General features: G+C 58.4%; 11 protein-coding genes and 1 pseudogene. 5 read left to right on the forward strand and 7 right to left on the reverse strand.

Annotated elements, in window-relative coordinates; genetic code table 11:
* Positions 1-2 precede the first annotated feature (2 nt).
* On the reverse strand, positions 3-1,256 hold the full coding sequence (gene glyA, locus BLS87_RS09820; RefSeq protein ID WP_074752296.1) for a serine hydroxymethyltransferase: 1,254 nt from the start codon (positions 1,254-1,256) through the stop codon (positions 3-5).
* Between the two features lie 534 nt (positions 1,257-1,790).
* On the opposite strand from glyA, the gene BLS87_RS09825 reads away from it, so the two are divergent.
* Positions 1,791-2,531 carry a hypothetical protein gene (locus BLS87_RS09825; RefSeq protein WP_074752297.1) on the forward strand — a complete coding sequence of 247 codons (741 nt, stop codon included), beginning with the start codon at positions 1,791-1,793 and terminating at the stop codon, positions 2,529-2,531.
* A gap of 3 nt (positions 2,532-2,534) precedes the next feature.
* On the opposite strand, the gene alaC is transcribed toward BLS87_RS09825, so the two are convergent.
* Both alaC and BLS87_RS09835 read right to left on the reverse strand, forming a co-directional pair.
* Complete coding sequence (gene alaC, locus BLS87_RS09830) at positions 2,535-3,749, reverse strand: alanine transaminase (RefSeq protein ID WP_074752298.1); 1,215 nt, start codon at positions 3,747-3,749, stop codon at positions 2,535-2,537.
* Between the two features lie 247 nt (positions 3,750-3,996).
* Entirely contained in the window at positions 3,997-4,740 is a 744-nt protein-coding gene (locus tag BLS87_RS09835; protein WP_074752299.1) for a TraX family protein, read from the reverse strand.
* Positions 4,741-4,839: 99 nt separating this feature from the next.
* On the opposite strand from BLS87_RS09835, the gene BLS87_RS09840 reads away from it, so the two are divergent.
* A complete protein-coding gene (locus BLS87_RS09840; RefSeq protein ID WP_074752300.1) occupies positions 4,840-5,880 on the forward strand; it encodes a threonine aldolase family protein in 1,041 nt (346 codons plus the stop codon).
* Between the two features lie 168 nt (positions 5,881-6,048).
* Here the strand turns inward: BLS87_RS09840 and BLS87_RS09845 are convergent, their stop codons facing one another.
* Positions 6,049-6,351: a cell division protein ZapA gene (locus BLS87_RS09845; protein WP_074752301.1), complete on the reverse strand. Its 303-nt coding sequence runs from the start codon at positions 6,349-6,351 to the stop codon at positions 6,049-6,051.
* Positions 6,348-6,581 (reverse strand): hypothetical protein, encoded by a 234-nt coding sequence (locus BLS87_RS09850; RefSeq protein WP_074752302.1) that lies wholly within the window; start codon positions 6,579-6,581, stop codon positions 6,348-6,350. The genes BLS87_RS09845 and BLS87_RS09850 overlap by 4 nt, the downstream gene beginning before the upstream one ends.
* Positions 6,582-6,914: 333 nt before the next feature.
* Here BLS87_RS09850 and BLS87_RS35180 point away from each other — a divergent pair.
* Both BLS87_RS35180 and BLS87_RS35185 read left to right on the forward strand, forming a co-directional pair.
* Positions 6,915-7,670 (forward strand): annotated as a pseudogene (locus tag BLS87_RS35180) (MCP four helix bundle domain-containing protein); the annotation flags it as partial.
* Positions 7,662-8,525, forward strand: coding sequence for a methyl-accepting chemotaxis protein (locus tag BLS87_RS35185; RefSeq protein WP_425262214.1), 864 nt, complete (start codon positions 7,662-7,664; stop codon positions 8,523-8,525). The pseudogene BLS87_RS35180 and the gene BLS87_RS35185, both read left to right, overlap by 9 nt.
* A gap of 139 nt (positions 8,526-8,664) precedes the next feature.
* Here the strand turns inward: BLS87_RS35185 and gbcB are convergent, their stop codons facing one another.
* Positions 8,665-9,765: a glycine-betaine demethylase subunit GbcB gene (gbcB, locus tag BLS87_RS09865; protein ID WP_074752305.1), complete on the reverse strand. Its 1,101-nt coding sequence runs from the start codon at positions 9,763-9,765 to the stop codon at positions 8,665-8,667.
* 331 nt (positions 9,766-10,096) lie between these two features.
* Between gbcB and gbcA the strand changes: the two genes are divergently transcribed.
* Positions 10,097-11,395 (forward strand): glycine-betaine demethylase subunit GbcA, encoded by a 1,299-nt coding sequence (gene gbcA / locus BLS87_RS09870; protein ID WP_074752306.1) that lies wholly within the window; start codon positions 10,097-10,099, stop codon positions 11,393-11,395.
* Between the two features lie 753 nt (positions 11,396-12,148).
* Here gbcA and BLS87_RS09875 read toward each other — a convergent pair.
* Positions 12,149-13,060 carry an RHS repeat-associated core domain-containing protein gene (locus BLS87_RS09875; protein ID WP_083370654.1) on the reverse strand — a complete coding sequence of 304 codons (912 nt, stop codon included), beginning with the start codon at positions 13,058-13,060 and terminating at the stop codon, positions 12,149-12,151.
* Positions 13,061-13,081 lie beyond the last annotated feature (21 nt).

The following is a 13,081-nucleotide window of genomic DNA, read 5'->3' on the forward strand; positions in this document are numbered from 1 at the left end:
ACTCAGCGGTAAACCGGGAAATCGGCGCACAGCGCGGCAACCTGACCGGCAACATTGGCCTCGACATCGGCGTCGCCGAGGTTGTCGAGAATGTCGCAGATCCAGCCGGCCAGCGTGATGCACTGGGTGACTTTGAAACCGCGGGTGGTGACGGCCGGGGTGCCGATACGAAGGCCCGAGGTCACGAACGGCGATTGTGGATCGTTCGGAACGGCGTTCTTGTTCACAGTAATGTGGGCGCGACCCAGTGCAGCGTCAGCGTCCTTACCGGTGAGACCCTGACGGATCAGGCTGACCAGGAACAAGTGGTTGTCGGTGCCACCGGAAACCACGTCGTAACCGCGATCGATGAACACCTGCGCCATGGCCTGGGCGTTGTCGATCACTTGCTGTTGATACGCCTTGAAGCCAGGCTCCATGGCTTCCTTGAAGCACACGGCCTTGCCGGCGATGACGTGCATCAGCGGGCCGCCTTGAGCGCCAGGGAAGACGGCAGAGTTCAGCTTCTTCTCGATTTCTTCGTTGGCCTTGGCCAGGATCAGCCCGCCACGAGGGCCGCGCAGGGTTTTGTGCGTGGTGGTGGTGACCACGTCAGCGTACGGCAGCGGGTTCGGGTACAGACCAGCAGCAACCAGACCGGCCACGTGGGCCATGTCCACGAACAGCAGCGCACCGACTTTGTCTGCGATCTGACGGAAGCGCGGGAAATCCAGGGTCTTGGAGTAAGCCGAGAAACCGGCAACGATCATCTTGGGCTTGTGCTCAACGGCCAGGCGCTCGACTTCGTCGTAATCGATCAGGCCGGTCTTGGTGTCGATGCCGTATTGAACAGCGTTGTAGAGTTTGCCCGAGGACGACACTTTGGCGCCGTGGGTCAGGTGACCGCCGTGGGCCAGGCTCATGCCCAGGATGGTGTCGCCCGCTTGAATGAGTGCCAGGTAGACCGCGCTGTTGGCCGACGAACCGGAGTGCGGCTGAACGTTGGCGTAGTCGGCACCGAACAGCTGCTTGGCGCGGTCGATGGCCAGTTGCTCGACCTTGTCGACGTGCTCGCAACCGCCGTAGTAACGCTTGCCCGGATACCCTTCGGCGTACTTGTTGGTCAGACCGCTGCCTTGAGCTTCCATTACGCGCTTGCTGGTGTAGTTCTCCGAGGCGATCAGCTCAATGTGATCTTCCTGACGCTGATCTTCGGCGTTCATCGCTGCCAAGAGTGCATCGTCATAACCCTGGATTTGGTCTTGCTTGCTGAACATCGCGGTTCTCCCAGCGGCGGCGCGGCGCCTGAATTATCGATAGGGCTTTGGATTGCCCCTTGGAAGCGATGGTATGGCCGACGCAGACTGCCTAGATGCCTACGGGCGCCACACAAAGGTGCGTTTACGACATGGATTGGCGGGGAGAGATAAATGCTCGGGCTCAGACCGATGCAGAGGACAAACTGTAGGAGCGCGCTTGCCCGCGATTGCGGCGTATCAGGCACCGTTGCAGTGTCTGGAAGAATGCTTCGCGGGCAAGCGTGCTCCTACAGAGAAGCGTGTTGCAAACAAAAATCCCCGGTCGAGACTAGGGTTTTTTGGGTGCGCATATGTCGCAATCAGACAGATCGACTCGCCGAACAAGTCGCGCGCTGACACGCATGTCCCTTTCTGACATTCCTCTTTATCGCCCCACCCCTTCAGACGAACGGGCGGTAAACCTGTCAAAACTGACAGTATTCAAATGCGCAAAGTGCGTTTACTTTCAATTCAACGGATTGAATAACAGCGGCTGCAAGAAGGAACTTGATTATGAGAACAATCGCCAGGTCGCATACGTTGACGCCTTCAGTCTGGAAGACGCTGGTATCAAAAAAGACCCGCCAGGCGTTGACGCCTGACCCCTTGCTCTTCCTTTCACAGAACGTGTTTCATGATTCAGAAAGACAAGGTTTCGTGAAGCTGAGGGTCATTCAAGAACTGCTGACGCTTGACGCCCTAGTAACAGTCTACGTTGAGGAAACGCAAGAGCTGCTCTCGACCCACGTATCCGTGGCGGACGCCAGATTTTACGCGACGACCCAAGATATCGTTCACCAGAACGGAGCCTTTAACTCCGTCATTCTCAAGGTCATTTCTTATGCAGAGGAAGTGGCGGTAGCCGATATCTATCTATGGGAAATACCCTCAACTGACGAGCCGGAAGCCATCGAGTCTGACTTACCGCTCTATCTTCCCAAAGGTACGAATTTTTATCTCAGCGCTACTGATGAAGACATCGTCGTCGACAGAACTTTCAGAGTGTCCGAGGAAGGCAACGTTTCGATTAACATCCGCACCGTGAACGGAGGCAGTTATTCCAGAATCGTCTCGACATCTGAAGCGGCAAGGTATGTACAACCAGGGGACTATTACGTCGAGAGCGGTTCAACCACGCTGTGCATGGTGTATGGCGTCACCACCCAACCGGACTCTCCGCTAACGCCGGTGATCAAATATACGGCGCTACCGGCTGCACCGAGCCCCGTCACGGCCTCGGCGCATTGCCGATAACGTTTAGCCTTTTTGTGCGACCAGACCGTCCGCCCGGAACATGCCGCGAATACCGCGCACCGCCTGGCGGATTCGGTCCTGGTTTTCGATCAGCGCGAAACGGACGTGATCGTCGCCGTATTCCCCGAAACCGACACCCGGCGAGACGCAGACCTTGGCCTCAAGCAGCATCTTCTTGGCAAATTCGAGCGAGCCCAGGTGCGCATAGGCTTCAGGGATCTTGGCCCAAACGTACATTGAGGCTTTCGGGTTTTCGACCATCCAGCCCAGCTCGTGCAGCCCTTTGACCAGCACATTGCGGCGCTGGCGGTACTGCTCGGCGATGTCGAGCACGCACTGCTGGTCGCCTTCCAGTGCCGCAATCGCCGCGACCTGCAGCGGCGTGAACGTGCCGTAGTCGTGGTAGCTCTTGATGCGGGCCAATGCGTTGACCAGTTCAGGGTTACCGACCATGAAGCCAATCCGCCAGCCGGCCATGTTGTAGCTCTTGGACAGGGTGAAAAACTCCACCGCGATGTCCTTGGCGCCCGGCACCTGCATGATCGAAGGCGCTTTCCAGCCGTCGTAGACGATGTCGGCATACGCCAGGTCGTGAACCACCAGCACGTCGTACTGTTTAGCCAGTGCGACCACGCGCTCGAAAAAATCCAGCTCGACGCATTGGGCGGTCGGGTTGGACGGAAAACCCAGAATCATCATCTTCGGCTTGGGGATTGAACCGCGAATGGCTTTTTCCAGCTCGGCGAAGAAGTCCACGCCCGGCACCAGCGGCACGGAGCGCACCTGGGCACCGGCGATCACCGCACCGTAGATGTGAATCGGGTAACTGGGATTGGGCACCAATACCGTGTCGCCCTGGTCAAGCGTGGCGAGCATCAGGTGCGCCAGGCCTTCCTTGGAGCCAATGGTGACGATGGCTTCGGTTTCCGGGTCGATGTCGACCTCGTAACGCTTTTTGTACCAGCTGGAGATCGCCCGACGCAGACGCGGAATGCCACGCGAAGTCGAGTAGCCGTGAGTGTCTTCACGTTGGGCGACAGTGACCAGTTTTTCGACGATGTGCGGCGGCGTTGCCCCGTCGGGGTTACCCATGCTCAGGTCGATGATGTCCTCACCACGACGACGAGCGGCCATTTTCAGCTCGGCGGTGATGTTGAACACGTAAGGGGGGAGTCGATCGATGCGCGCAAAGCGGCGCGGCGAACCTTGGTCAGCCATGAGATGCCTCTGAAGACGTAAGCGCCCGGAACCGTCCGAGCGACGCTGGTCACTGCGGTGACCTGGTGCGGAAGATAAAGGCGCTGATGGCGGTTTGTCTACAAGGTTTTCAGGGCCATGCAACAAACGGTGAATCGGCGCGAAACCTGTAGGAGCGCGCTTGCCCGCGAATGCGGTGTGTCAGTCACCGATGATGTATTTGATCTAACGCATTCGCGGGCAAGCGCGCTCCTACAGGGGAATTACGTCAGGCGAGAGCATGTCGCAGGCCAAACAACAGCAGGAAATGCAGCGGATAAATCAGATACGCCCAACGCCGCATCGGCCATACCGCGAACGCAGGTCGCCAGCGCAAGAGCGCCAGGCCGAGCCAAGGCCCGATCAGACAGGCAATCAACGCCCCGACCGAAATTGGATCGCCCCACAGCATGCCGTCGATGATCTTCGGCCACTCGTTGCTCAGCAGGCATATCACGCCCGGCAGGACCGCCAACCAAAGCGATCCCCTCAACACGAGCAGGAAAGCGGTCGGCAGCAACACGCCATAGGCGCCAAACATCAGCGACGGCGCGAATGCAACACCGATGCCCAGCGCCAGCACCGCCATGATCCGCATCGGCCACGACCCGCTGCTCGCCCCCTGGGCAACCAGCAGCCCGAGTACCAGCGTCGGCAGCACGTTGAGCGTCGTGACCTCACCGGCCATGTAGAGCCGATACGGCAACTCGGCGACCACTGAAAACATTCCCAGCCACGCCAGGTATTTCCAGCGAATCCCGGGGTCAACCGCTTGCGAAACGCTGCGCCCGACGTTGACTGCAATGGCCAGGCAAAACCACGCAAAGGCCAGCCTGCCGGGCACGTAAAGCCAGTCCGCCGACCATCCGACATAACGCAGGTGATCGAGCGCCATGCTTAACATCGCCAGCCACTTGAGCAGGTCCAGCGCGCGGTCACGCACCGGTCGTATCGCTGAATGTGCCTCGCTCATCGTGCTCCGGTGTTTGACTGAATTTTCTGACGCAAGAATGCATGACCAAACCGTTGAATCTTGGTTACAGTCGCAGCCTTCGATTACAGGGAACCGGCCATGTCAGACCAAAGCCAGCAGTTTGCCAGCGACAACTATTCGGGAATCTGCCCCGAAGCCTGGGCGGCCATGGAACAAGCAAACCATGGCCATCAACGCGCGTACGGTGACGACCAATGGACAGCGCGGGCGGCCGATCAATTCCGTCAGCTGTTCGAAACCGACTGCGAAGTGTTCTTCGCCTTCAACGGTACGGCCGCCAACTCGCTGGCCTTGTCATCGTTGTGCCAGAGTTACCACAGCGTCATCTGCTCCGAAACCGCCCACGTCGAGACCGACGAATGCGGCGCCCCCGAGTTTTTCTCCAACGGCTCCAAACTGCTGACCGCCCGCAGCGAGAACGGCAAACTGACGCCCGAATCGATTCGCGAAGTCGCGCTCAAGCGGGCCGATATTCATTACCCCAAACCGCGCGTCGTGACGCTGACCCAGGCGACCGAAGTGGGCAGCGTGTACTTGCCCGAAGAGCTGAAAGCGATCAGCGACACCTGCAAGGAACTGGGGCTGAACCTGCACATGGACGGCGCCCGTTTCGCCAATGCGTGTGCGTACCTGGGCTGCACGCCCGCCGAGTTGACCTGGAAAGCCGGCATCGACGTGCTGTGCTTTGGCGGCACCAAGAACGGCATGGCGGTGGGTGAAGCGATTCTGTTCTTCAACCATAAGCTGGCAGAAGACTTCGACTACCGCTGCAAACAGGCCGGGCAACTGGCGTCGAAAATGCGCTTCCTGTCAGCGCCTTGGGTCGGCCTGCTGGAAAACGACGCCTGGCTCAAACACGCCCGTCACGCCAACCGCTGCGCGCAGTTGCTCGCTGAGCTGGTGAAAGACATTCCCGGCGTGGAATTGATGTTCCCGGTGCAGGCCAACGGCGTGTTCCTGCAACTGTCAGAAGCCGCCATCGCTGCCCTGACGGCCCGGGGCTGGCGCTTCTACACCTTCATCGGCAACGGCGGCGCACGGTTCATGTGCTCGTGGGACACCGAGGAAGCCCGCGTGCGTGAACTGGCTGCGGACATCCGGCTGGTGATGGGGGCCTGATCGCCCCCGGTCTTCCTGACACCGCGAATGACCCTGTGGGAGCGAATTCATTCGCGATTGGCCGGTTCAGCCGACAGAAATCAATCAACTGGGCCTCCATCGCGAATAAATTCGCTCCCACAGGAATACGTCAGGCGGACTAGAGTGTGCGCACACCTGAAAGCGCTATCACCCCTGCGAAATCACCTTCTCGATCACCTCGACCGTCGCACTGACCTTGTCCTCATAACGGCTCAGCTCATTGGCATGTTGCTGTTTGAGTTCGATCTGCTTCGAGCACAGGTTCAGCGCCGCCAGCACCAGCAGACGGTCGCCGATGAGCGTCGGGTAACTGCGCTTGGTTTCCGACAACGCCGACTTGAGCATGACCACCGCCTCCATCAAGGTCTGCTCTTGTCCGGCAGGTGCCTTGATCGTGTAGTCGTTGCCAAGAATGGAAATGACTTTGGTGGCGTCGCGGTCAATGATCATGCGCTGACCGCACTGACGCTGGTGGCGCGATCAACCAGCGCCTGAATCCGAGCCGCCGTGGCGCCTTGTTTCTCTTCCTGCTCCAGCAGGCTCAACTGCAGACTGTCGTTGTCATCCCTGGCTTGTTTCAGCTCTTCTGTGAGCTGCGCGTTCGTGTTCTGCAGGTCCTGGTTTTGCTGCACCAGGTCACCGACGAGCTTTTCCAACTGGCTAAGGGATGCTTCCAACATTTTGATATCTCAGGCAAATTTCAAAGGGCGCGTACGATAAAGAAAAGTCACTTCAGCTACCAGTGAAATCAGGGCATTCACGCCACTACACCGACCAGAAAAGCACTTGTGTTGCTTCAATCCCGCAAACGCACGAGGGTCCTGATTGACTGCGTTTTGCCCATCTTGTTCCTGCTGTTCGTCAGATCAAGCGCCTGCGACATAAGCGCACAGCAACGGACCACAGGGGTCAAGTCCTCCTCGGGCCGACCGATAAGTATGGATCTCTGGCAACTCTCCCTTCTGCACGCACGGATCGCGGCTTTCTCAGGAACCGTCATGTCCCTACGCAATATGAACATCGCGCCCCGCGCTTTCCTTGGCTTTTCCATCATCGGTTTGCTGATGCTGATCCTCGGCGTCTTCGCCCTGACCCAGATGGGCAAGATCAACGACGCCACGGAGACGATGGCCACCAACAGCATGCCGAGCATCAAGTCGCTGGATAAGCTGACCGAAGCAAGCATTCGTCTGCGCGTGCTGTCCTACCGCCTGATGCTCAATCGCGATCCGGACACCCTGCAGAAAACCGTCGACCTGCTGGCCATGCGTAACAAGCAGATCGAAGAGGCACGGGCGGTCTACGTCAAACTGATCTCGGCTCCTGAAGAACAGGCGGCCTACGATCAGTACCTCTCCTTGCTCAACGACTATCGTCGACTCGAAGACCGCATGAAGTCACTGAGCAGCGCCAACAAACTCGATGAGCTGACCACGCTCCTCAGCGCCGATCTGCAGACCAACTCGGACCAGATGAACGTCGTGCTGGGCAAGCTGGTTGAGATCAATACCCAACAGCTCAATGACGCTAACAAGGATGCGGCGCAACAGTACTCGACCGCCTTCACCATGGTCGTCACGCTGCTGATCATCGCCACCGTCCTGACCCTGCTGTTCGCCTGGCTGCTGACCAACAGCATCACCCGCCCAATCGCCTCCGCGCTGAAAGCAGCTGAAGAGATCGCCGAAGGTGACCTGACCCACACGATTCACGTCGACGGCACCGACGAAGCCGGTCGCCTGCTGACCGCGATGCTGAAGATGCAGTCCAAGCTGCGCGATACGCTGCAGCGTATTTCCGGTTCGGCCACTCAGTTGGCGTCGGCTGCCGAAGAGCTGAACGCGGTCACCGATGAAAGCGCCCGTGGCCTGTCGCAACAAAACAACGAAATCGAACAAGCCGCCACGGCCGTCAACGAGATGACCAGCGCCGTCGAAGAGGTGGCACGCAACGCCGTGAGCACGTCTGAAGCTTCGAAAAACGCCACCAGCTCAGCCAGCGACGGTCGCGATCTGGTGCAGGAAACCGTCAGCGCCATCGAGCGCATGAGTGGCGACGTGCAGAGCACAGCGACCTTGATCGGCAACCTGGCGGACGAATCCCGCGACATCGGCAAGGTGCTGGATGTGATTCGTGGCCTGGCCGACCAGACCAACCTGCTCGCCCTCAACGCCGCGATCGAAGCCGCGCGTGCCGGTGAAGCCGGTCGCGGGTTTGCGGTCGTGGCCGATGAAGTCCGCGCGTTGGCGCACCGCACTCAGCAATCGACCAGCGAAATCGAACGCATGATCGGCAGCATTCAAGGCGGCACCGAACAGGCCGTGAACTCGATGCGCAGCAGCACCGAGCGCGCCGAATCGACATTGAACATCGCCAAAGGCGCAGGCGTGGCGCTGGACACCATTAACAGCGCGGTGGTGGAAATCAACGAACGCAATCTGGTCATCGCCAGCGCGGCCGAAGAACAGGCACAAGTCGCCCGTGAAGTGGACCGCAACCTGGTGAACATCCGTGATCTGTCGACTCAGTCGGCGACCGGCGCTCATCAAACCACTGCGGCGAGCAGCGAACTGTCGCGTCTGGCGGTGGATTTGAACGGTATGGTCGCGCGGTTCAGGTTGTAAAAAATCATCAACCTAGACACATAAACACTGTGGGAGCGAATTCATTCGCGATGAGGCCAAGCCAGGCGATACCTCTATATCGACTGAAAGTCCCATCGCGGATGAATCCGCTCCCACAGGAGTTATGACGCCGAATTAATCAATATTCGATACGAACGTCGCCTTTCGGCACGCTGCAGCACGACAGGATGTAACCCCCTTCCACGTCGTCGTCGGTAATCCCGCCGTTGTGCTCCATCTCCACTTCCCCGCTCAGTTTCATCACCTTACAGGTCCCGCAGATGCCCATGCCGCAGGCTTTCGGGATCATCAAACCCAGCTTCGCAGCCGCGGCATGAACGGTTTCGCCCGGCGCCACGCGAATGCTCTTGCCGGTGTCGGTGAACTCCACCTGGTGCAGTTCGGCCACATCGACTTCCGGCGCATCGGCCGCCTGCTCGGCGTGTTCGACCGCGTCGGCGCGCGCTTCCGGTGGCGTCGCACCAAAGGATTCTTCGTGGTACTGCGCCATGTTGAAGCCGTTGGCTTCCAGCAGGCGTTTCACGGCATTCATGTACGGCGTCGGGCCGCAGCAGAACACTTCGCGCTCCATGAAGTCCGGCGCCATCAGCTCGAGCATCTTCTGGTTCAGGTAACCGCGATAACCGGCCCACGGCTCGCCCAACCCGTGTTTCTCACAGACGATGTGCAGCGAGAAGTTGTTGATCCGCGACGCCATCTGCTCCAGTTCACGGTGGTAGATGATGTCTTTGGGTGAACGCGAGCTGTGCACGAAGACCATGTCGACGTTGGCGTTGGTGTCGTAATACCAGCGCGCCATGGACATGACCGGCGTGATACCGACGCCGCCACTGAGGTAGAGAATCTTCGGATTCGGGAAGTCGATGGCGTTGAACAAGCCGACCGGCCCGTGAACCGCCAGCTCCTGGCCTTCATGCAGGGTGTCGTGCAACCAGTTCGACACCTTGCCGCCCGGCACCCGCTTGATTGTGATCGAGAAGCTGTACGGCACCGACGGCGAACTGGAGATGGTGTACGACCGCATGATCGGCACGCCTTCGATTTCCAGCTCCAGGGTCACGAACTGCCCCGGCTTGAAAAAGAACAGGATCGGCTGGTCGGCCATGAAGCAAAAGGTGCGAACGTCCCAGGTTTCCTGGATCACTTTGACGACCCGCACCAGGTGGCGGCCATTGGCCCAAGTCTGGGTGTTGACCGGGCTGAGGAAACTCTGGGACATACTCACTCTCCACGGCCGACTGTCGGCCTCTTATGGTGGCGATTCTGCGTAACGCACGACGCGCCTATTTACCTATCAGCGACATTCACATACTTATGGCGACCAGGCCCGATCTATAGGGGTTACGTAGTCGGAAACGGATTCGGCCATGTCGCCCATGGATAAGGTTCACGTCGCGCCCGGCTACACACTCGCCGTCATTCGATTACAGATTTTTTATACATAAGGATGAGCGACAGAACGCACCGTCGCCTTGCCTGCAAACCACTCACACACAACCGTATTAGCCACATTCGTAGACCGTTGAAACCACGGTCTGAGGACTTGAAAGATGGACGTCACCGCAACTTTGAGCTTGGGCGATCCGCTGGAACCCGCACGCAAGGCAACCGCTGAAATGCTGCAGAACCGGGAGCGCACCTATTCGCTTCCGCAGCCTTTCTACAGCGATGAGCGGCTGTTTGAAATCGACATGCAGGAAATCTTTCAAAAAGAATGGCTGATTGCAGGCATGACCTGTGAAATTCCGGCCAAGGGCAACTTCCTGACCCTGCAGATCGGCAAGAACCCGATCCTGGTCGTGCGTGCGCCGGACGGCTCGGTCAACGCCTTCCACAACGTCTGCCGTCATCGCGGTTCGCGTCTGTGCACCAAGGAAAAAGGCAAGGTCGCCAAACTGGTGTGCCCGTACCACCAGTGGACGTACGAACTCGACGGTCGCCTGCTGTACGCAGGCACCGAAATGGGCGCTGACTTCGACATGAAGCAGTTCAGCCTCAAGCCTGTGAACTGCAAGGTCGCCGGCGGTTACATCTTCATCAGCCTGGCGACCAACCCGCCGGCCATCGACGAGTTCTTGCAGACGCTGAATCACTACATGGAACCGTACGACATGGAAAACACCAAGGTGGCGGTGCAAACCACCTTGATGGAAAAAGCCAACTGGAAGCTGGTGCTGGAAAATAACCGCGAGTGCTACCACTGCAACGGTTCGCACCCGGAACTGCTGAACACGCTGCTGGAATGGGACGACGTGACCGATCCACGCGCTGACCAGGCGTTCAAGGACCACGTTGCAGCCTCCGCCGCTGCCTGGGAAGCCGAGAAGATCCCGTTTGCTCACGCAAGCTTCGGTCTGCGCAACCGCATCGTGCGCATGCCGCTGCTCAAAGGCACCGTGTCCATGACCATGGACGGCAAACAAGGCAGCCAGAAGCTCATGGGCCGTATCAAGAACCCGGACCTGGGTTCGATGCGCATCCTGCACCTGCCGCACGCCTGGAACCACTGCATGGGCGACCACGTGATCGTGTTCACCGTGTGGCCGATCAGCGCTCAGGAAACCATGGTCACCACCAAATGGCTGGTGCACAAAGACGCCGTCGAAGGCGTGGACTACGACGTCGCGCGTCTGCGTGAAGTGTGGGACGCGACCAACGATCAGGATCGTCGTCTGGCTGAAGAAAACCAGCGCGGCATCAACTCCATCGCCTACCAGCCCGGCCCGTACTCGCAAACCTACGAGTTCGGCGTGGTGAACTTCATCGACTGGTACAGCGCCAAGCTCCTGGAAAACATGGGCGCCGAGCCTGCGCCGTATTTGAAAGGTGTGGCGGTTAATCACGAGTAAGGTTTATCCCTCGGAACCTGTGGGGGCTGCCGCAGGTTACGACGGTGGCGAATGAGGTGTATCAGACAGACCGCATTCGCCACCGTCGTAACCTCCGGCAGCTCCCACAGGTTTTCATGACAGTCCCCTTGACGCCACTCAAGCCTGGTCAAAAAACGATCAGAACTGCGCGACATTAGCCCCACCGCCCCTCAGCACCATCCACCAACAACTTATCCACAGCACAACCCACAGCAATTGTGGGAAAGTCGGTTTCTGGCTGTGCAAAAAGTTAATAAAAACCGTGACTTATTCAATAGGCCATATTACTCCCACGACTGATCATTTATTGACCAAAGTCGTACAGACCACGATTTATATGGCTCGCACGGGATAGCGAACACCTTATCCACAGAAGCGCCAACAGAGATTGTGCTTAACTCGGGTAGCTACGTCATGAGGTGTGGAAAAGTCGCTTGAATGCAGAGAACCGAAGGCTTAAGTCCACTTATTGCCAAAGAAATGCCGGATTGATCAGTTTTTGATCAATCCTTTGAAAGCCCGGGCTTATATGGCTCATAGGCGATGACGAACAACTTATCCACATAAGCGCTAACAGAGAATGTGGGCAACTGTGGACTGGCTCAGACCTTCGGGTGTGGAAAAAAGCGTTTAAAAACCTGCAGATACAGTGGTCAATATTTAATCAAAGGCTCAGAGCCCATCAGATACGTGGCCTGGAGAAGACAGCGAACACCTTATCCACAGGTGCGCTCACAGAGATTGTGAGTAGTTGCGTGGCATGAACACTTCTACTTTTATCTGCTCTCCTTCGTCCAACCCATCGAAGTAGTGGGTTCTCAAACGTTGCATGCCTGGTAATCGGGGACTCGCCGGTTGCGTTCTAGTAATGCTGGCGATACTGCCCCGCACGCGGTTGAGATCATCACTCAACGCCCCTTCAGATGAGGAGGTCACCTGACGAACAGGAAGGGCGCCCGGGATTTTTCGCATGGCCGGCGTTCTGCCGAACAACTGTGCGACTCGGTCAACAGCGGCCCTCCTCAGCTCTTTCCTGGCAACCAGGCTCTGAACACCCAACCCTACGCGGGTCAAGGCTCCCAATGCCGAGATCGCAGTGCCCACATGGGCGACGTAGCGCGCCTGTTTGACACCGGCAAGCGTCAACGTAGAAGCAGCGATTGCGAGGCTTGAACCGGTCAACGTCATTCGTGCAGCCACCAGGGCAGCCCCCACCGGCGGCCCGGCAACGGCGGCTGCTATTACGGTGGCGGCGATGGTAAAAGCGTGAAGGCCGATCGTCAGTACAGGCTGGAGCCAGTCAGGCGTTTGCCCTGTCGGATCTGCATAGTTGACCGGATCACCCAGGCAATAGGCGTAAGGGTTGAGCCCGCCTTTATCAAAGGGGCTTAGCACGTCGGGACGTTGAAAGCGCATCAGCGCAGGGTTGTAGATCCGATGGCCATTACCGAGGTGGTACCAGCCCGTGCCCCGTTCACGTAACTGGCCATTAAAACCCGAGTGGCTGACTGGCGCCGCATGACTGGGGTGTGCGCCATAAGCCGTGTAAGCCATATGACCTGACTCGGACGGCCCGAATCCTGCCAGCACAGTATTGTGGAGATCGGTGGCCAGGAGCAGCGAGCGAAAGGAAGGCGTGCACATCAGGCTGACTCACATGCCAGA

The organism is Pseudomonas abietaniphila (genome assembly GCF_900100795.1).
GTDB classification, from domain to species: Bacteria; Pseudomonadota; Gammaproteobacteria; order Pseudomonadales; family Pseudomonadaceae; genus Aquipseudomonas; species Aquipseudomonas abietaniphila.